This window comes from Pseudovibrio sp. Tun.PSC04-5.I4 (assembly GCF_900104145.1).
Lineage (GTDB): Bacteria > Pseudomonadota > Alphaproteobacteria > Rhizobiales > Stappiaceae > Pseudovibrio.
The window spans coordinates 2,237,501-2,256,331 of the sequence record NZ_FNLB01000006.1; the positions used below are offsets into that span (position 1 = coordinate 2,237,501).

Consider the following 18,831-nt stretch of genomic DNA (forward strand, 5'->3'; position numbering starts at 1 on the left):
CCAACCCAAACCCTAACAAATACTCAATTTGCACAGAGACGTGTATTTGCCAACTTCATCAAACACTTCACGCGCCCAGTCTAGCAAGACACTCCCTACACCCATAACAATGAGTAAATACAACCCTCTAATACATCACCAATGTCGATCCAATAACCTACCAAAACATTGAGCGGTGAGCGGTGAGCGGTGAGCGGTGAGCGGTGAGCGGTGAGCGGTGAGCGGTGAGCGGTGAGCGGTGAGCGGTGAGCGGTGAGCGGTGAGCGGTGAGCCAAAAAACACGGTCCAGAATAATCCGCAACTCTCAAACAATCATTTGCATCCTAAACGCAAAGCCATGCGTGTTTTATGTCAAATCCGCGTTCTTATGTTCAGATCATAGCATAAGACGCGAAAACCGTCACTACAGGCGCGCAAGCCGACAGCTAAGTTGTCCCCTCACCAATACATATCTATGCCCGCGCTCGGCCAGTCTGCTCAATACGCCTATTCCGCATTCTACTCCAAACACAACCAACCATCGGGATCATCTTACAACGAGCCAAGATCGTTAGAGCAAGCCCGCAATATCGATCAGCGCCTTTTCAGCACCTCGTTCTCACCAACAAACCTCAGCCAAAACAAACTCAGGAAGAACATTACGGGAATGGATCAAGATCAAAAACTGTTCCATCCTTTCATCGTCAGTGCAACGCCTACTCAGACATCCATAGCGGCGCAAAGCCCAGCTCTTTGAAAACCGAATATCGAAAACAAATGGCCCCTCAAGGCAGAGCCCGTCTACGCAAACTCACAACACAAACATAAATAAGAACAAACACAAGCAGAGGAAGAAATTACGGTAAAACAACCTGATAGGAGTCATCAGCAGATCAAAGCATAGGTATTCCGCGCCAGCACATTCCTCAGCTAGAAAGCAAGCCAATGTTATAGATATGACATGCAACGTCCCTCATCACCGGCAAACATATTACTCAAGTAGAATTCTCCCATCATATGCTCAACGCCCCATGCGACCTGTATGCTGAGCTGGCTCAGGTTTCTTGGGCAAGTAGTGTAAGTGGATTTAGCTCCTGAAAGTGGCATTATGCCAAGAATAGGAGAGCCCCCCGTGAGCAGACGTCCGCGCCGAAACCATAGTCCGGCTTTTAAAAGTCCGGCTTTTAAAGCGAAAGTGGCGCTTGCTGCTATTCGCGGAGAGAAGACCTTAAATGAACTAGCTCAGGACTTTGACGTGCACGCGAACCAGATCAAACAGTGGAAAGAGCAGCCCCATGCAGTAGTACCCCGGCCATTAATGGAGAAGTTTTGGCATATCTTCATGTTTGTGGAACTATTATTGAATAAGCACTCTCGCTTTAATATATTTGCGAGGCGCCCTCTCGTGAGCAACGGTGCCAACCTTCGTTGCGCGACTCGCGAAGTTTTTAATGACTCTAAACTAGGAATGGTTTATTGTTGAGTTAGAAATGCATATTTTTATTGACCACACACTTCGGAAGACGCATAGCTTTAGATATGAGACTGACACAACAAACCAATTATGCCGTTCGTGCTCTCATGTATTGCGCGGCTAACCCTGGCAGACCAAGCAAGGTTGCAGAGATTGCGGCTTCGTTTTCCATGTCGGAAACGCATCTTTTCAAAATTATGAAGGTGCTTGTTGACTCTGACCTGATGAAGACTATTCGCGGGCGTAACGGTGGTATTGTTCTGCCTCGCCCTGCTGAACAAATCAGTGTTGGACAGGTTGTTCGTGCAACGGAAGAATCCTTCCTGCTAGCAGAATGTTTTGACAGTGGCCGACAGGATTGCCCTCTGGTCAATCACTGTGGGTTCAACTCTGTTCTTCATGAAGCGCTGGAAGCATTCCTTGGTGTGCTGGACAAATGTACGATTGCGGATCTTGCAGATAATCGTGCTGGCATTCGTCATCTGTTGCAGATCGAAGATCCTCTTTTGCCAAAGAACATTGCTGCCGCTGAATAAGCCGGGGGTGATATGTGAGATGATCAGGCAGCGGCTATTCGCTGCCTTTTTTGTTATTTGACGCGGAAAACTATTGGCGCCGTTCTGCTTATCGAGTTTTTTCTCATAGACGGAGGAAATGCGGGGAACGGAGAAGCGGCTCTCACAGCCTTCAAAGCAGCCTGATCTAGCTTTTTGTTTCCGCTGGAGCGCGAGACCGTCGCCGCTGTCACAGTCCCACTTCGCTGGACAGTGAACGTCACGCGGACAGTGCCCGTTTTCTTGCGCTTTTTTTCCCGCTTAGGATATTTACGTTCCGCTGCTCTTTGCAGCTTCCTTTGAACACTGCCCCAATAATTATCCTTTGCCGCATTGCCTGCGCCATCACCTGAGCCGGCGACATTATTTCCGCTCTTAGCTGTTTTTGTGCCTTTGCGGGTAACGTCGGACCCTCTTTTCTGATTGAACTGCGCATTGCCTGCACGTTGTGGTGGCTTTTTCTGCTTTTTTGGCTTTGCTTTGTTTGGTTGCTTTGGTCTCGGCGGCGCGGCGCGCGGTATTGGAACAGTCACAGCAGCGACGTTGGTTTCTACCGGCTTCGCTTCCAGTTCTTTTGTTTCTTCAACTCGCGTTGCTGTCTCAGCTTCAACAGGCTTCACTTCTTTCAGCTCAACAGGTGTCTCAAGCTCTTTAGGTTGAAGAGGTTTTGCTGCTTCCGGCTGAACGGATTCAGCTTTCTCCCTCGCTTTAATTTTCAAATCAGCTTGAGTTGACTGTGCCTGTGTCAGCTCGACAGGCTTAAGAGCATCAATCTCGCTGGAGGCCGTCACTTCCCTTACAGAAATTGGAGTAGCGGGCACGGCTTCTTCGTTAGGCTTAACTTCGGAAATTTCAGTTTTCTGCGTGATACCTTCAATTTGCGGCACGATAACCGGCGCAACCGTTTGAGGTATTAGCTGTACAATGCGTTTGGCTGGAGTGATGACGGGTTCAACAACCTCAACCGGTTTTACAGGCGTTATCTCCCGTGGTTCCTGAGTGACTTCTTTTTGTTCAATCTCGCGCGGTTTGATTTCCTTCGGCTGCTCTTGCTCGATTGGTTCTATAACCTCACGCGACCCAGCAATCAGGTCTTCAATGGACCCCACAACAGATACGGAAGTTGATTGGCTTGAGGCGATTTGAACTTCAGGAGTGCGGGTGTAGAACCATGCAAAGCCGGCAGCATGAACACTGACAGAGATAAGCAGGGCGGCGGTTAGGGCTGAGCCACCTAATTTTCCAGATCCATTCCGCTTCATTTTGAAGCCCTGACGGTTACGAGCGTGATCTCTGCAAAACCCTGCTTTTTGAGAGCAGCTAGTGTTCTTGCTAGAGTCTGGCCGGACAAGGCTTTGTCAGCTACAACCATCAACGGACTACTTTCAGATCCAATTGGAACCAAATCAGCAACGTCTACGGGCTGATCATTTTGTAATATGCTGCCGTCAGCAGCCATGATCAGCGCTCCTGCGATGAGCTCCCGGCTGGTTTGTTCGCGCGTCTCCGCGGGTTTGACGTTTTTGGCATCATCCCGATCAATTGACCCCGCGAAGAGAAAAAAGATCAGCATGAGAAACACGATGTTGATCAACGGGATCGTGTTCTCCAGGGCTCTCTTCTGCGGTTTTGTCTGTAGACGCATTTCAAATTCTTCTTTTGGCGAAGTTACTTAATTAATTGCCGACGAGGGTTGCGGACCAACCTGCTGTTTTTAACATTTCCAGCGCGGTTACCACATCCTGAACCGTAGACTCTTTCGCAGCTAAAATCGCGATGGGCCGGCCCTGCTCAATTCCTGCTTCTTTTAGAGATTGCAGCAGGAGTTCAGCCTGCAATGCATCTCCATTGAGTGTCAGCTTTCCTTCTGCAAAAATACGCAGGAGCACAGGCGCCTCTTTCATTTGCCCTGCGCCCTCTTTCCCAGTTCCAACATCCAAACGCTGGTAAACTGAAAATGTAGATGCCAGCATAAAGAACATCAGCAATAGGAAAATCACATCAATCAAGGATGTGAGGCCGGGTGCTCGGCTGCGCTTGGGAGCAGCACTAAGGCGCATCGTGGACAACCTCGAAGCGTGCCATTTCTCTGGATGTCGCTTTTTCGTCCGTCTGAGCCACAACAGACGTGATTGCGCCAGTAAACAGCTCAGTGACGATCCGTTCCATTGCACCCTGCTCGCGTTCGATGCGGCCCTCAAATAATGACAGCATTACAGATGCTGGAATTGCGACTGCCAAGCCTACGGCTGTCGTGAGCAGTGCAACCCAGATGCCTCCGGCGAGCATTGATGGGTCAACCTGAGATCCCGCATCAGCCATCGCCTGAAATGCGCCAATCATACCAATCACAGTGCCAAACAGACCGAGCAAAGGTGCGATTTGAGCGATCATATCCAACGGGCGCAAATAGCTGCGAAGATCACCTAAATGCGTGAAGCAAACGCGCTCGACATCCTCGCGGATTTTTTCTTCTGGCACCTGAGGCTTCATGAGACCGCGCATGGCATGGGCAAGCACATCAGAAACCGGAGAGCGGTCCGTTACGACCAGATGATAGGCTTGGTCTCGTTTACCGACGCGCCAAAATGCGACAGCTTGCTGAGCTTTGCGATGCCGGCCAACACCAGCAACACCAAACTGCCAGAGTTTTGCAAAGACTATCGTCAAAGCCAGCACACTTACAGCCAGCAGTAGGCCGACAACAATACCGCCTTTTTCGAGAAGGCCCATAAAAGGACTGAGGGCGGATGTCAGGCCTAAAGTTTCGATCATTGCGTTCATTTCTGGCGGTCTCGCAGCTCTCTATCAAATCTGGATAATGAGGAAATTTACATGGTTAGTTCTATTGCAGCACGGGAGGACACATGCAATGCGTCCAAACAGCTGGATGGAGACACCGCAGCCGACCCCTCACATTGAGACACATCGTTGATCAGCAGTGACGAGATTTGGTTACACTCGCTTGATGGAAGATCGTATTGCTGAACACGGGTTTTACCAGTGGGAAGACGACCCGTCTTCATGCTCAGAAAGTCGGAGATTCCACCAGTGCTGTCAAACACTACCAAATCCAGTGAAAGCTGGCTGATCTCGTCGTTGAGGTGATTTCTGACCAGTAAGCTGACCCGACACCCTGCATTAATGGTTTCGGCCTTGTTCAGTTGAAGCGCTATGACTGGCTCTTTTGCGCCTTCAGTGGATTGCGCGAAGCCTGTTTGCGTTATCCACAACGGAAGAACCGCGAGTAAAAGTATCTTAGCCAGCTTGTTCATGGGGCCCCAACATATAAAATAAATATATTTGCAAATGCAAATCAGTCGCAGATATCAAGGATATCGTGGGCTGGCTGACTGTTGAGGGAGAGCATAACAGCTGGCTTGCGCACCGATACATACCCTACTCAAGGACGGTTTGCGAGAGGACGCGACTCCAGCAATTTTTGAGTAGGCATTGCACTTGTAATAAAACTTGAATATGAAAGTCAAGAATTAAACACGCTAGATGAAATAGTAATAATGTGAGTATCGCGACCATGCACTGTAACGCTTATCGGGGAAAGACAGGGACGGATGTATGCCATGGATAAATCTCAAGAATGCATTGAAAATCAATCACATGAGAAGATGGTTGATAGCAAGGACCTGTTTGGTCAGGAACGGGAGATCACGATCTCACACCGTGAGAATCTCTACCGACTTTCTATCACAAAGCTTGGAAAACTGATTCTTACTAAGTAATTATGGAAAGCTCAGGCTTCAACTGCATTTGCTCGACAAACCAGCATTCCAAACGAAAACGGCCGGCCCCATATGAGGCCGGCACGCTTTTGGTTCGCTTCAAAGATTGAACTTAGTTCAAGTCCTGCTGCATTACGAACGCATCACCATCAACCTTAAACAGGCCATAAGATCCTGGTACGTCGCCAGCATTGTCAAAGTTCAGGTCGCCAGAAGCGCCCTTGTAGTCGATGTCTTTGCCAGCTGCGATCAGCTCAACAGCCTTTTTCCATTCGCCTGGACGAACAGCTTCGCCCTGACCGTTGGAAACAGCAGCCATCGATGTGGAAACCTTGGTGGAAACACCACCAGATTTTTCCAGTGCCAACGCCATCAGGAATGCCGCGTCGTAAGAGCTTGTCACGAAGATTGCGTCTGGGTTACCGCCAACGCTAATGTAGGCTTCGTTGAACAGCTCAAGGCTATCTGACTTTTCACCAACGGGAGAAGACGCAATAAAGTTGGTGAGGTTTTCTGCACCAAGCTCACGAATGAGCGCATCAGACTTCATGCCATCGCCGCCAACGAAGTTGGTGAAGAAGCCATTTTCCAGAGCCTGACGAAGGATGGTAAGGCCAGTGCCGTCACCGTAATCGAAGATCACCAAAGTATCTGCGCCACCACGAGCCAATTCAGCAAGGTTGGAGCGGTAAGACGCTTTGCCTTCTTCGTGTGCAGCGTAACCAGCGATTTCGCCGCCGTTTGCTTCAAACTCAACTTTGAACGCATTGGAAAGACCGCTGCCGTAATCATTGTTGAGGTAGGCGACAGCGACTTTTTTGGTGCCGAGGTTCAGCAAAGTGCGAGCAAGAGAACGCCCCTGAAAGTCATCTGATGGCACAGTACGGAACACTTGGCCCTTGTCTTCAAGACCAGTGATTTCCGGAGATGTGCCTGACGGTGTGATCAGGGTGATCCCAGCAGGAACAGTTACTGAGTTTGCAACAGCCAGAACAGATCCAGAGCAATGCGGGCCAACAAGACCAGCAACCTGTTCGATGTTCACCAGCTTGGTCGCGGCATCAACGCCGTTCTGCGGGTTACAAGCACTGTCGCCAACAACTGGCTTGATTTTCTGGCCACCCAGAATACCGCCCTGCTCGTTCACCTGCTGGAATGCCAGCTGAGCTGCTTCCAACATTGGTGGTGCCATAGCCGCAATCGGGCCAGAAATACCACCAAGAAGACCAATTTTCACGTCTGCCTGAACAGCCTGTGCTGTCAATGCAGTTGCGCCGAACAAGCTCGCTGCCAATGCGATTTTCTTAAGCATCAGTTCACCTCCAAAGAACCCTGTTTCATATGACATCCGTATCGGACCAGGGCTGTAAAATTGATTTTCATTCGAGTGCTTGGGGGTTATTCCGCTGCACCTTCTTGTTTTTGAGAAAGTTTTTCTTCGGGCCTGCTTGCCGTTCCTTGAGGTTCGGGAAGAATACCTTCCGGGCGGAACCGAAGAACCAGCTGCAACAGCAGGCCAATAATGAAGACACGCATGTACTTCGCCTTAATGGCGTATTCCGTTGGCAATTGATCTGTCACGAATTCTGAAGCGGACCAGATGATCCAGACAACAGCCACGCCGAGCAATGCGCCACGGTTGTTTCCTGAGCCGCCGAGAATCAACATAATCCAGATCAGGAATGTGGCGATCATGGGATCAATTGCTTCTGGGGTTATGGAACGGTTAAAATGCGCGAACAATGCGCCGCCTAATCCCATAATTGCAGCACCAAAGATGAACGCTTCCAAACGACGCGCCTTGATGTCTTTGCCCATTGCTGTTGCGGCATCTTCATTGTCACGAATGCCGCGCATCATCCTGCCCCAAGGTGCGGAAATCTGACGCTCGATCGCAAAATAAACAATCGCAACGATCGCAATGACCAATGCCAGATACGCGAGCTGCGAATACAGATAGGACAGGTCACCAAACGGACGTGGGATCTTGTTGACACCGCGCGCACCGCCGGTCATCCAGCCTTCAGACTTCACAACCAGACGAATAATCTCAGCAACACCGATTGTCGCGATTGCGAGATAATCTGAGCGGAAGCGCAGGCACACTTTGCCAATTGGCCATGCGATCAAGCCAGACGCAATCATAGCCCCGACCCAGCCGAACACGACAGGCAGGTTGAACCCACCCACATGAACCGCTGATTCCGGGGAAGTCAAAACTGCAGATGCATACGCTCCTACTGCGAAGAAGCCTGCAATCCCGGCGTTAAAGAGCCCCGAGAAGCCCCACTGAATGTTGAGACCGAGTGCGAGAAGAGAGTAAATGCCGATAAAGATCGCCATGTACACCGCGTAGTTGAGCAAGCCGATGAGTTCCATGGTTCTTCTCCCTCTACAGTACTTTGCCCTTGAGCAGACCAGTGGGCCGCACAAGAAGAATGAGCAGAAGGATCGCAAAAGCCATCGCGGCCTTGTACTCTCCGGGGATGAAAAGAACGGATGTTTCTTCGGCAATACCGACGATGAGACCACCGATTACGGCCCCTTCAACACGACCTACCCCGCCGAGGATTGCGGCTGCGAACATGGGCAGCAGCATGGTCCAACCCATCAACGGCTTCAGCTCGGTATTAATGCCGAGGAAGAACCCGGAGGCTGCACACAACATTCCGACAATGCCCCAGGTGAGCATTGTGATTTTGCGGTTGTCGACACCGGAAAGAAGCGCAAGATCCGGGTTGTCGGACATGGCCCGCATGGCCTTGCCCCACTTGGTTTTTTGCAAGAATGTCCAAAGCACTCCAACAATCACGAACATTGCGATCATAGTGTAGATCTCACGGTCGCGAATGCGAATGCCCCAGTAATCATCCGGACGAACAATACCGCGCGTGTAGGTTTCTGTATCAACACCCCAAACAACCTGTACGACAGCGCGCAACATCAGCGCGATGCCGAGTGACGACATCACAACAATGATTTTTGGTCGGTCAGACAGATAGTCATAAAAGACCTTGTCGATACCGATTGCCATAAAGGCGCAGACAACCATCGCAACAGGCAGAGCCACCCATGGGCTCACACCGAAAACGGTGACGACACCCAGAGCGGCGAATGCGCCAAGGGTTGCTAAATCACCATGTGCGAGATGCGCAAATCTCAAGATACCGAAAACAAGCGTGATCCCGACGGCTCCCAGAGCGTAGATCGACCCCAGCACGATTCCCGGCATGAGGTAAAAATTGACGAATTCCATAAAAGGCATTGGATTTTCCCTTATTACCCACCGAGGAACATTTCAGCGACTTCGCGATCTGCGAGCAGCTCTTGCCCCGTTCCTTCGTGCCGGTTGTTACCAGCTGCCAGAACGTAGCCTTTGTCAGCAAAAGCAAGCGCTTGCTTTGCGTGCTGCTCTACGAGCAAGATCGAAAGACCTGCATCACGCAGGTTGCGGGTGATCTCAAAAATCTGCTCCATATACTTAGGAGACAGACCAGCGGTTGGCTCATCCAGAAGAAGCAAGGACGGATCAAGCATCAGGGCTCGGCCCATCGCCACCATCTGGCGTTGACCGCCTGACAGGTTGCCTGCCATTGCAGTTCTGCGTTCTTTGAGATCAGGGAAAAGGGTATAAACCCTGTCCAGACTTGCGGAGATGTCGCCTTTGCGTAGGAAAGCGCCCATTTCCAAATTTTCGTGAATGGTCATCTCACGAAAGATGTTGTTGACCTGCGGGACATAACACACGCCGTGCTGAACAATCCGGTTGGGTCTCCAGCCTGCAATGTCCGTATCATTGACGATGATGGACCCACCACGCACCTTCAAAAGGCCGAAGATTGCTTTCATCGCTGTTGATTTACCAGCGCCATTGGGGCCGACGATCACAACGATTTCCTGTTCAGTTACCTGCAGGTCGACACCCATCAGGATGTCCGCGTCCCCATACCCACCGCGAACACCTGTCATGGTGAGGATTGGCTTGCCAGAGTATTTCTGTTGCGCTGTCTGCTTTGACATAGGTTGCTCTGCAATTGCTTGAGACGTCATTAAAGTGCAGCCTCCCCGACGGTTTCACCGAGGTAAGCTTCGAGCACACGCGCATCGGAACGTACGGTTTGGAAATCACCTTCGATGAGAACGGAGCCTTCGGCCATGCAGATGACAGGGTTACAGAGTTTCTCAATCATCTCCATATCGTGTTCGATCAGGATGAAGGTGTAGCCGCGTTCCTTGTTCAAAATCAGTATCTTATCTTCCAATCGGCGGAGTAAGGTTCTGTTGACGCCAGCAGCAGGCTCATCCAGCAATACGAGCTTGGCGTCCGTCATCATGGTGCGGCCAAGCTCAAGAAGCTTTTTCTGGCCACCAGAGAGATTGCCTGCGCGTTCATGTGCGACATGAGACAGCTCCAGAAACTCAAGCGTTTCCGTTGCTTTCTGGCGAATTTCTTCTTCTTGCGTTTTGACGCTGTTATAGCCGATCCAGTTCTGGAGCAGGCTCTCACCTTTTTGTGCCGGAGGAACCAGCATCAAGTTTTCCAACGCGGACAGGCGATGAAATTCATGCGGGATCTGAAACGTGCGCACGAGCCCCTTATGAAACAGCTGGTCAGAGCTGAGCCCGGTTACATCCTCGCCCAAAAAACGAATTTTCCCGCTGGTCGGCTTTAAAGCCCCGGCTATGAGATTAAACGTCGTGGTTTTACCTGCACCGTTCGGGCCAACTAAACCAGTGATTGTGCCTTTTTCAACCGAAAATGCGCAATTATTGACTGCCCTGAACCCGCCAAATTGCTTTGACAGCTGTTCGATTTCCAGCATTCTTATCCCCCCAGACTGCAAAGGACTGGATTATTATTGTTGTCAATCCTCTACCTAATGCCCTTAGCGGCATATTATTTCAAGATAGAAGAAAGTCCCCTTTGCAATACAATCACTCGATTATTCTATTTTTGGCCGAACAAGCTGAGTGAAACTTTCCGGACTCTGCTTGATCACAACCTTCCCAGATATTGCAACAAACATAGCTTCGACTGCGCATATATTGCCTGATCTATATAGATATTTCCACTTATATGCGTAAATTGAATGTTTTTTAGAACATAATAATTTCATTAAACTGCAGAATTACGCAGCAATCTTACAGATCGCCACGCACTTGCCAAAGTTCTGGAAACAGCACGGTATCCAGCATTTTTTTCAAATATGACACTCCAGACGTGCCTCCAGTGCCCATTTTATTGCCAATTATGCGCTCAACTGTCGTCACATGGTTGAAACGCCAACGCCGGAAGAAGTCTTCAAAGTCGATAAGCTTTTCGGCAAGATCATAAAAATGCCAATTGTCGCGCGGATTGCGGTAGATTATTTCCCAAGCCTTCTGAACGGAGGCATCTGCCGTGTAGGGTTTAGTCACATCACGATTGAGCACATCAGCTGAGATTTCAAAACCAGCACGCGCCAATGCACGAACCATCTCGTCGTAAATTCCCGGTGCTTCATAAATCTGCTGTAACCACTTGGCGACCTCAGGCATATGTTCGTGCGGTTTCATGAGAGCTGCATTTTTGTTGCCAACTACAAATTCAATTGCGCGGTACTGGTAGCTTTGGAAGCCGGAGGATTTTCCGAGGCTATCGCGGAAACTGGTATAATCGCTTGGCGTCATCGTGCGCAGGATGTCCCAAGCACCGGTGAGCTGGAAGAAAATTTTATTCACGCGTGCCATGAGTTTGGAAACCTGCGCAAACTCATCTTCTGCCATGGCGGTACAGGCCTCGGACATCTCACGGATCGCGAGTTTCATCCAAAGCTCTGCGGTTTGGTGCTGAATGATAAAGAGCAGCTCATCATGGGCATCTGTTAAGGGCGCTTGTGCTCCCAAAATATCAGGCAGACGAAGGTAATCCCCGTAAGACATATTCTCTTTGAAAGAGAGCTCCGCGCCATGATGTTCCAATTTGGATTTCGTAGTTTCAGCCATGATTATGTCACCTTACTCTTGCGGTGGTACGCAGGAGTATCCCAAAGGTTGCCTGCAATAATTTCACCAAGAATTTCTGCTGCTTTGACGATATTTGCGTAGGTTAGATACAACGGAGCAAAGCCAAAGCGGATGATGTTTGGAGCCCGAAAATCGCCAATAACACCGTGATCAATCAATGCCTGCATAATTGCATAGCCGTGCTCATGACAAAACGACACTTGAGACCCGCGCTTGTATGGGTCTGTTGGAGATGCAAGTTCCAGCGACGGGCAGCGGCGTTTTACTTCGGAAATAAAGAGCTCACTTAACTCAATGGATTTTGCCTGCAACGCTTCAAGGCTGGTTTGGTCAAACACATCCAATGCGGCATCCAGAGCTGTCATGGCCAGAACCTGTGGTGTTCCAACACGCATCTGATCTGTTTTTGCCGATGGTTCGTACCCCAGATCGAACGCAAACGGAGCACTGTGCCCCATCCACCCTGTCAGTGGATTTCCTGCTGCATTTTTATGCTGCGGCGCAACATAAACAAATGCCGGAGCACCTGGGCCGCCATTCAAGTATTTATAACTGCATCCAACAGCGAAATCTGCTTCAGCAGCCTTCAAATGAACCGGAAAAGCCCCTGCAGAATGGCAAAGATCCCACATTGCCAGAGCCCCGACAGCATGTGCCTTTTCTGTCAGTTCCTTCATGTTGTGTTTGCGACCTGTGCGGTAATCCACTTCAGTCAGCATCATAACAGCAACACTCTCATCCAGAGCGTTTTCTACGTCTTCCGGTGCGACAAGGCGCAATTCGAGATCCTCTGAAACCAGACCCTTCAAACCCTGTGCCATATAAAGGTCAGTCGGGAAGTTGCCTGTATCTGAAAGAATGACTTTTCGGCTAGGACGCATTTTGATTGCGGTCGCAAGCACCTTGAACACATTGAGGGACGTGCTATCTGCGCAAACAAGCGTCCCTTCATCTGCGCCAACCAGTTTAGCGATACGATCACCAACCTTGCTCGGCAAGTCGATCCAGTTGTGGCAGTTCCAGCCTTTGATGAGGCTTTTGCCCCATTGTTCTTCTACCGCGTTTGTTAATGCAGCGGAGACGCTTTTCGGCAGAGCACCCAAGGAGTTACCATCCAGATAAATCACATCATCCGGGAGCGAGAAAAACTGCTGAAGGTGGGCAAGTTGATCCTGCTCGTCTCTTTGCTCAATGCTTATTGCATCCAATTCCACAATCACGTCCCCTGTACCCTTTGAATTACTACCGCACAATGTTGGCATCAAACCCGCTTTATGCGGCGATTCCATTTCGGAATATTTCAAGTTTAAAGTAATTTTAGCAACAGTCTTGCCTCAAAGTCTAGGTAAAATGCATTAGGCGTAGAGTTCAGAACAATTATTCCAAATTTGGGGTATATGAAACGATTCTGTTCAGATATAACCTGCCGTACAGCGACATCTTGCAATAGCGCTGAAAAATAATAGGCCGTACATTTGATCATAAGTGGCAGATCAAAACTCTGTTCAAGACCGGAACTCCGCATCAACAACAATAGGATGAGGTCGGGCCACTTTAAGGAAGATGCACATGAAGAGGGCCCTAAGGAAGACGGAGCCGCAACGGTTGCTTGAACCTAAACGCCAGTATGCTGCTCTGCCTTTCAGGAAAAACAAAAAGGGCAAGCTACAGATACTACTCATTACTTCTCGTGAAACCAAGCGTTGGGTTCTTCCCAAAGGCTGGCCGATGAAGGACCTAAGCGGCTGCGAGACGGCAGCTCAGGAAGCGTTTGAGGAAGCTGGTATTCGGGGGAAGTTCTCCACTCGACTTGCAGGGATTTATCACTACCCAAAGCTCAGAGTGACCAAACAACCAATTCCATGCAGTGTAAAAGTGTATCCGCTGGAAGTGGATGACATGTTGGATGAATGGCCTGAGCGAGAAGAGCGCACACGAAAATGGTTTTCCGTGCGCGATGCTGTACGGGCGGTTCATGAACCAGAATTGAAAGCACTGCTTGCCAACTGGCAACCTTCCGATGATTGATATCGTTTAGATGTGCTCAGCATTAAAGCGACGCTCCAGCCAACGGACGCCCTGAGAGACGATCAGGATCAACACCAAATATTCCAAAACCAGCACCGTATAGATTTCCAGTGGCCGATATTCAGTCACGACCAACTCATTGGCACGGCGCGTTAAATCCTGCAATCCGATCACAGATACGAGGCTCGACATTTTCAGCATGTAAACAAGCTGGTTACCCAATGGCGGCAGCATGCGTCTTATTGCGAGCGGCAGAATGATGAAACGTAGGCGTTGGACGTAACGTAGCCCCAGTGAGCGGCCTGCTTCTATTTGGCCTTTATCGACCGATTGAATTCCTGCTCTAAAGATTTCTGCCTGGAAGGCGCTATCTGACAGTGCGAGAGCCAAGACCCCTGCCCAAAACACATTAATGGAAATATTGGCAACCACTGGCAGCCCATAATACACCCAGAAAATTAGCACCAGACTTGGAACGGAGCGGACAACCTCAACATACGTGCGGTTGAATGCACGCCCGTATTTGTTATCAGACAGACCCGGTAATGCAACGCACAGCCCCACAATCATAGAAATGATGATTGCCGTGAGCGAAACAACAAGTGTTTCCTTCAATCCCGAGATCATAAAACTGAGATTAATTCGGCCAGTTTCAGTATTGGGAGAGACGACATACCAGCCCCATTGATCTCCTGTACATCCCGCCAGCACGAATGCCAAAGCGACAAGAACCGCTGCATTTTGGAGTTTCAAGGTATCTACCTTCCAAGAGTAATTTAAGCTGACTGTGCCCTTCACGACTTCGGCAGCTTTCGCACCTGCTCCGACATAGGTCGTTTTGTTGGAAGTCAAACCGCGAGAATCGCACGTATTTATACAAAGCTTACAGGGAATTACCGCACACAATAATTTGAAGGCATTTTCTGTCGAACAAGGGCATTATGGGGCCCAATAAAATCAATAACTTTGCAATGAGCCAGATCTCAAATCGTGTTTCAAGGGACTCAAAGACGATGCTTCGATCATTTCTTGCTATAATTTCCGCAGTGGGCTTCTTATTCTCGGGCTCCGCTTTCGCGCAATCAGCACTCCATGAAATTCTTGATTCCGGCGAACTGAAAGTTGGAACCACAGGGGACTGGAATCCGATGTCTGTTCGTGATCCTGCCAGCAATGGTTATAAGGGCTATGACATCGATATTATGAATGAACTAGCCAATGACCTTGGCGTGAAGCTCGTTTTCATCCCAACTGACTGGAAAACGCTGGTCAATGGGATTATCGCTGGTAAATATGACCTAACAGGATCTGCTTCCATTTCGCCAAGCCGTATGAAAGTTTCTGGATACTCTGACAGCTACATTTCCGTTGAAATTCTGCCGTTCACCCTCAGCAAAAACGTCGACAAATACAACAGCTGGGACAGCATCAACCAAGACAGCGTGATTGTTGCGACCACTCTGGGCACGACCTTCGAAAAACTCAGCAAAGAGTGGTTCCCGAATGCTTCCATAAAAGTTGTTGAAGCTCCGGCACGTGGCTATCAGGAAGTTCTATCTGGTAGAGCAGATGTATTCATCACGTCCAACATAGAAGGTGCAACGCTCAAGGCCAAGTTCCCGACTATCGTGAATGTGCCAGTAGAAGAGAGCCGCAATCCAACTCCAATTGCGATGTTGATGCCGCAGACCGACCAAGTCTGGATTAACTACGTCAACAACTGGATCAAAGTTAAGAGAATGAATGGTTTCCTTGATAGCACAGCCCAGAAATGGGGCCTTGCAAAATAAGACCTTGCTCTCATAAATGCAAAAAGGCGCTGCATTGATAGCAGCGCTTTTTTTGTATGTTCAACAATATGAATTGGGACTTAAGCATCTACCTGAATGAACTTTGCCACCCAGTCCTGCATGGCCTTGCGGTTTATATCAATGGACGTCGCAGCATGAGAAAGGGATTGCATTTCCTGCCACCAGCGTTGGCATTTTGGACCGAGCTTCAGCTCTCCACCGAACATTGTTGCCAATTGGTGAGCCTGTGAGAATGTAGTTGCATAAGCACACTCTACCAACGTTACATGATGACCGACAGCGTAAGGAGCTGCTTCAATTAGGTCTTCCAGACGCTCGAATGCGGCACCCATATTCTCTATGAGCTGGTGGTAACAGGGATCGCTGGGAGACGTACCAGCTTTGATTGGCGCGTAGAACGCACGAACACTTGGTTCAATTCGCGTATCATGCATGCCCATTAACATTCGAACCAAGGCGCGTTCTGCCGCCGCTTCGGGAAGTAGTGCCGGAGACGGAGCCGTTTCCTCCAGATATTCCAAAATTGCATTTGAATCAGATAACCCAGCATTCCCGTCTTTTAGGCCGGGAATAGAGCCAGAGGGAATGATTGCTTTGTATGTTTTAGATCCGTATCCGTCTGGTGGCGGCAATTCTGCGTACTCTAAGCCTTTCATGTCCAAGGCAATTCGAACTTTGGCGCAGAAAACGGATTCCGAATAGGCAAAAAATTGTATCATTAGGTCACCAGAATGCTTCTTGAACCGAGCGTTTAGCCAACATGCTTGGGAACATGCAACGGACATTTAACGCCCGGAAAAGGGGAGCGGTGCTAATTGTGCTGCACTGCAAACCTGATGTTTTTAGCAGCCTCTGGATTTGTAAGCCACTACAACCTTCGGGCATCAAGCCCAATTGAGGAGAAATCAATCCTCCCCGCATTGGCATCCAAAGCTCTGAGTTTTGCTATAACTGCTTTGCAGTATCAAGATCGACTTTGAAGATCATCATATCGTCCCTGCGTTCAACTTCCCCCTCAAGAGAAATGAGCAGCGCTGTCCAATCCTGCACTTCAGACGTTAGCGGTCCACCATCTTTGTTTGCCAACACAAAGAACTCGTGACCTAGAAGTGGGCTAACCGTAACGAGGACAGGTGGAATTCCACCGATGATACATAGGTTGGCACAGGCTTTGTGGGCCAGACCAACGCCCGGACGCATCGCTCCACTATAGCATTTCCCATCACAAATCTCGCCTGTCAGTCGCCATTTACCGAGCTGCTCAGCCGGTGCAGGTGTGAAATCTGCGACAGGATTTTCCGCGGCACGTAGTAAGACACGACCGCCAACCTGCAGCATATCTATATCACCACGCTTGAGCAGAATCCCTCCGGCATCAACGGGTTGCCCGCTGAGTGGGCCAGCTAGTGACTGCATTCCGGTTTTGCCAACACCAGACATTATCATCGCATGAGGCTTGCTACGTCCATCTTCGCCAGCAGGTAACCGTAGGATGGGATAGGGTTTTGCATCCACATAGCCTGTGAAGGTTTGGTATCCAGCTCCCCAAGCAAATCGGGCGTCTCCCGGATCGGGTACGGAAGAACCAATTCCAAAAGCAACTCCTGCTGCCACGCCGACAACAATTGCAGATATGAAAAACAAGAACTTTTGAAGGCTTTTGGGTGGTTTTTTAGCCCACCCAATGAAAAACGGATCTGGTTTCTTTTTAGCCATCAGCTTTTCTCCGCAATCATCGGCAGAATGACAGGTTCAACACGTGTCCCTGGAGGAAGTGCGTTGATGTTCAACCACAATTTCCCGTTTTCCAATTTGAGCCGATAGGTAGATATCTTCTCTGTAAATGGCGGCGGCGATCTTCCATCTTCCAAACGGTATTGGTAACCGTGCCAAGGACATGTGACACAGCCATAGACAATCTTACCTTCCCCAAGTGGTCCATTTTGATGCGCGCACACGTTGGAAATAGCCGAAAGCTTTTTGCCATCCCGGAAGATTGCAACACGTTCGTCATCCGTAATGGCAATAATTTTAGCACGCTTGTCTGGCACTTCACGCGGGTCACCTGCATCCACCCATGAGCCAGAATCATCCATGATATTCTGTTCGGAATCAACTAATCGCTCTTTTCTGGCAGCCAACAAATGAAGCGTGATGACCAGAGCTGCGGACACGCCAACTGCACTGGTCATGAAGGGACCTGCTGCGCTTTGAAGAGCACCCAAGGCCACATGCCCAATGATCAATGCATAGGCCAGATAGATGCCCATATGCAGAATTTTCCAAAACGTTGGTTTTAGAAAATGTAACCAGAAATCATGACTGGTAACCGCCAGAATAGTCAGGATCAAAAGAGCACCTAAACCCAGCAATTCAAATGGGAAGCCGAGAAAGCGGTCAAAGCTCGTGTTTACGATAAAGATAGATGTATATTTATTGACCGGTGAAAACGCGTTGTACCAACCTAGAATATTATCGACATGGAAAAACGCGAGTATGCACGTGAGCACACCCAAATGCCGACGATTATAAAGCAGCGGCAGGAACCGTTTATCCAATCGCGAAAGCGGGCCAATGCAGAGAATAAATGTGAGAAGATAGAAAACGCAGGTCCCGAATGCCTGCGCTTTGTAAATATCCCAATCAATAGGCCGTGTTACATTCTGGAACGTGGGCGCCACATAAATGTAGATCCCCAAATATGCTCCAACAATAGCAAGCACGACAACATCATAGACCAATTTGGTCCGGTTCCAGATTACGGGTACGTATTTGACGCTCACTGGCTTGTCTCCTGAACAGCTTTTGCTTTGTCATCGAGCGGAACAGGTTGCTGTTCATGGACGCCGGTAGGGCGCAACATGAGTGCCAGCCCTAAAACTAAGGGGATGAGGAAAGCCAAAACAATCCAAATTGTGCGGTGAGCTTTACGAAAGGCGCGTTGCATTATTTTTTGCCCTCCTCCTCTTCGTGAAGCTCTTTTTCTTCTTTATCAAGCAAGAGCTTTTCGCCTGTTCGCTCCAAGGCGATCCAGCGCATGATGACAACCGGCCAAAGCAAAATCAGCCCCGGTACAATCTGCAGACGGAAAAGGAATGCACCACGGGCTGCAAGTTCAATGCGCCCGAGGCCAATCGAGATGAAACAGAGCGCAACGACAAGGCCAATCACGCAATAAATTTGTGCAATGAGAATAATGCTTTCAGCAATAACCATATGTGCGACCTACTGAGTTAATC

The 18,831-nt window shown here is 49.4% G+C and carries 22 protein-coding genes and 1 pseudogene; 5 read left to right on the forward strand and 18 right to left on the reverse strand.

All coding sequences use genetic code 11. The features are described from left to right. Window positions 1–1,111 precede the first annotated feature (1,111 nt). Both BLS62_RS30500 and rirA read left to right on the forward strand, forming a co-directional pair. A pseudogene (locus BLS62_RS30500) lies at window positions 1,112–1,270 on the forward strand (IS3 family transposase); the annotation flags it as partial. Between the two features lie 248 nt (window positions 1,271–1,518). Then, the gene (rirA, locus tag BLS62_RS15490) at window positions 1,519–1,989 is read left to right on the forward strand and encodes an iron-responsive transcriptional regulator RirA (protein ID WP_093182471.1); all 471 of its coding nucleotides are present in this window, start codon (window positions 1,519–1,521) and stop codon (window positions 1,987–1,989) included. A gap of 53 nt (window positions 1,990–2,042) precedes the next feature. Here rirA and BLS62_RS15495 read toward each other — a convergent pair whose 3' ends face one another. Genes BLS62_RS15495 through BLS62_RS15515 form a run of 5 tightly spaced genes read right to left on the reverse strand, consistent with a single transcriptional unit; the run spans window position 2,043 to window position 5,282 of the window. Continuing rightward, window positions 2,043–3,269 (reverse strand): cell envelope integrity protein TolA, encoded by a 1,227-nt coding sequence (locus tag BLS62_RS15495; protein ID WP_093182474.1) that lies wholly within the window; start codon window positions 3,267–3,269, stop codon window positions 2,043–2,045. After that, entirely contained in the window at window positions 3,266–3,652 is a 387-nt protein-coding gene (locus BLS62_RS15500) for an ExbD/TolR family protein (protein WP_093182476.1), read from the reverse strand. Before BLS62_RS15500 ends, BLS62_RS15495 begins: the two co-directional genes overlap by 4 nt. Before the next feature lie 31 nt (window positions 3,653–3,683). After that, window positions 3,684–4,067, reverse strand: a complete 384-nt coding sequence (locus tag BLS62_RS15505) for an ExbD/TolR family protein (RefSeq protein ID WP_093182479.1) — start codon at window positions 4,065–4,067, stop codon at window positions 3,684–3,686. Next, window positions 4,057–4,782 (reverse strand): MotA/TolQ/ExbB proton channel family protein, encoded by a 726-nt coding sequence (locus BLS62_RS15510; RefSeq protein WP_208990881.1) that lies wholly within the window; start codon window positions 4,780–4,782, stop codon window positions 4,057–4,059. The genes BLS62_RS15505 and BLS62_RS15510 overlap by 11 nt, the downstream gene beginning before the upstream one ends. Before the next feature lie 56 nt (window positions 4,783–4,838). Further along, window positions 4,839–5,282 (reverse strand): hypothetical protein, encoded by a 444-nt coding sequence (locus BLS62_RS15515; RefSeq protein WP_093182484.1) that lies wholly within the window; start codon window positions 5,280–5,282, stop codon window positions 4,839–4,841. Between the two features lie 306 nt (window positions 5,283–5,588). On the opposite strand from BLS62_RS15515, the gene BLS62_RS15520 reads away from it, so the two are divergent. After that, complete coding sequence (locus BLS62_RS15520) at window positions 5,589–5,747, forward strand: hemin uptake protein HemP (RefSeq protein ID WP_093188982.1); 159 nt, start codon at window positions 5,589–5,591, stop codon at window positions 5,745–5,747. Window positions 5,748–5,859: 112 nt separating this feature from the next. Here the strand turns inward: BLS62_RS15520 and BLS62_RS15525 are convergent, their stop codons facing one another. The 7 genes from BLS62_RS15525 to kynU form a co-directional block, all read right to left on the reverse strand. Then, window positions 5,860–7,059 (reverse strand): ABC transporter substrate-binding protein, encoded by a 1,200-nt coding sequence (locus BLS62_RS15525; protein WP_093188985.1) that lies wholly within the window; start codon window positions 7,057–7,059, stop codon window positions 5,860–5,862. An 86-nt stretch (window positions 7,060–7,145) separates the two neighbouring features. Further along, window positions 7,146–8,126: a branched-chain amino acid ABC transporter permease gene (locus tag BLS62_RS15530; protein WP_093182486.1), complete on the reverse strand. Its 981-nt coding sequence runs from the start codon at window positions 8,124–8,126 to the stop codon at window positions 7,146–7,148. Window positions 8,127–8,139: 13 nt separating this feature from the next. After that, window positions 8,140–9,012, reverse strand: coding sequence for a branched-chain amino acid ABC transporter permease (locus BLS62_RS15535; protein ID WP_093182488.1), 873 nt, complete (start codon window positions 9,010–9,012; stop codon window positions 8,140–8,142). A 14-nt stretch (window positions 9,013–9,026) separates the two neighbouring features. Then, complete coding sequence (locus tag BLS62_RS15540; protein ID WP_244283591.1) at window positions 9,027–9,797, reverse strand: ABC transporter ATP-binding protein; 771 nt, start codon at window positions 9,795–9,797, stop codon at window positions 9,027–9,029. After that, window positions 9,797–10,570, reverse strand: a complete 774-nt coding sequence (locus BLS62_RS15545) for an ABC transporter ATP-binding protein (RefSeq protein WP_093182490.1) — start codon at window positions 10,568–10,570, stop codon at window positions 9,797–9,799. The genes BLS62_RS15540 and BLS62_RS15545 overlap by 1 nt, the downstream gene beginning before the upstream one ends. A 319-nt stretch (window positions 10,571–10,889) precedes the next feature. Further along, window positions 10,890–11,732, reverse strand: coding sequence for a tryptophan 2,3-dioxygenase (gene kynA / locus BLS62_RS15550; protein WP_093182492.1), 843 nt, complete (start codon window positions 11,730–11,732; stop codon window positions 10,890–10,892). 2 nt (window positions 11,733–11,734) lie between these two features. Further along, window positions 11,735–12,967, reverse strand: a complete 1,233-nt coding sequence (gene kynU / locus BLS62_RS15555; RefSeq protein ID WP_093188991.1) for a kynureninase — start codon at window positions 12,965–12,967, stop codon at window positions 11,735–11,737. Between the two features lie 355 nt (window positions 12,968–13,322). On the opposite strand from kynU, the gene BLS62_RS15560 reads away from it, so the two are divergent. After that, a complete protein-coding gene (locus BLS62_RS15560; protein WP_093182494.1) occupies window positions 13,323–13,781 on the forward strand; it encodes an NUDIX hydrolase in 459 nt (152 codons plus the stop codon). 6 nt (window positions 13,782–13,787) lie between these two features. Here the strand turns inward: BLS62_RS15560 and BLS62_RS15565 are convergent, their stop codons facing one another. Continuing rightward, on the reverse strand, window positions 13,788–14,633 hold the full coding sequence (locus BLS62_RS15565) for an amino acid ABC transporter permease (protein ID WP_208990882.1): 846 nt from the start codon (window positions 14,631–14,633) through the stop codon (window positions 13,788–13,790). A gap of 161 nt (window positions 14,634–14,794) precedes the next feature. Here BLS62_RS15565 and BLS62_RS15570 point away from each other — a divergent pair, with 161 nt between their 5' ends. Continuing rightward, complete coding sequence (locus tag BLS62_RS15570) at window positions 14,795–15,571, forward strand: transporter substrate-binding domain-containing protein (protein WP_200798524.1); 777 nt, start codon at window positions 14,795–14,797, stop codon at window positions 15,569–15,571. A gap of 80 nt (window positions 15,572–15,651) precedes the next feature. Here BLS62_RS15570 and BLS62_RS15575 read toward each other — a convergent pair whose 3' ends face one another. The 5 genes from BLS62_RS15575 to BLS62_RS15590 all read right to left on the reverse strand — a co-directional run bounded on the left by BLS62_RS15575 (window position 15,652) and on the right by BLS62_RS15590 (window position 18,808). After that, window positions 15,652–16,311, reverse strand: coding sequence for a glutathione S-transferase family protein (locus BLS62_RS15575; protein ID WP_093182496.1), 660 nt, complete (start codon window positions 16,309–16,311; stop codon window positions 15,652–15,654). Between the two features lie 226 nt (window positions 16,312–16,537). After that, complete coding sequence (locus BLS62_RS15580) at window positions 16,538–17,308, reverse strand: hypothetical protein (RefSeq protein ID WP_093182498.1); 771 nt, start codon at window positions 17,306–17,308, stop codon at window positions 16,538–16,540. Next, window positions 17,308–18,375, reverse strand: a complete 1,068-nt coding sequence (locus BLS62_RS15585; RefSeq protein WP_093182500.1) for a Rieske 2Fe-2S domain-containing protein — start codon at window positions 18,373–18,375, stop codon at window positions 17,308–17,310. Before BLS62_RS15585 ends, BLS62_RS15580 begins: the two co-directional genes overlap by 1 nt. Continuing rightward, complete coding sequence (locus tag BLS62_RS31075) at window positions 18,372–18,539, reverse strand: hypothetical protein (protein WP_159436546.1); 168 nt, start codon at window positions 18,537–18,539, stop codon at window positions 18,372–18,374. The genes BLS62_RS15585 and BLS62_RS31075 overlap by 4 nt, the downstream gene beginning before the upstream one ends. Next, entirely contained in the window at window positions 18,539–18,808 is a 270-nt protein-coding gene (locus BLS62_RS15590) for a hypothetical protein (protein ID WP_093182502.1), read from the reverse strand. The genes BLS62_RS31075 and BLS62_RS15590 overlap by 1 nt, the downstream gene beginning before the upstream one ends. Between the last annotated feature and the right edge of the window lie 23 nt (window positions 18,809–18,831).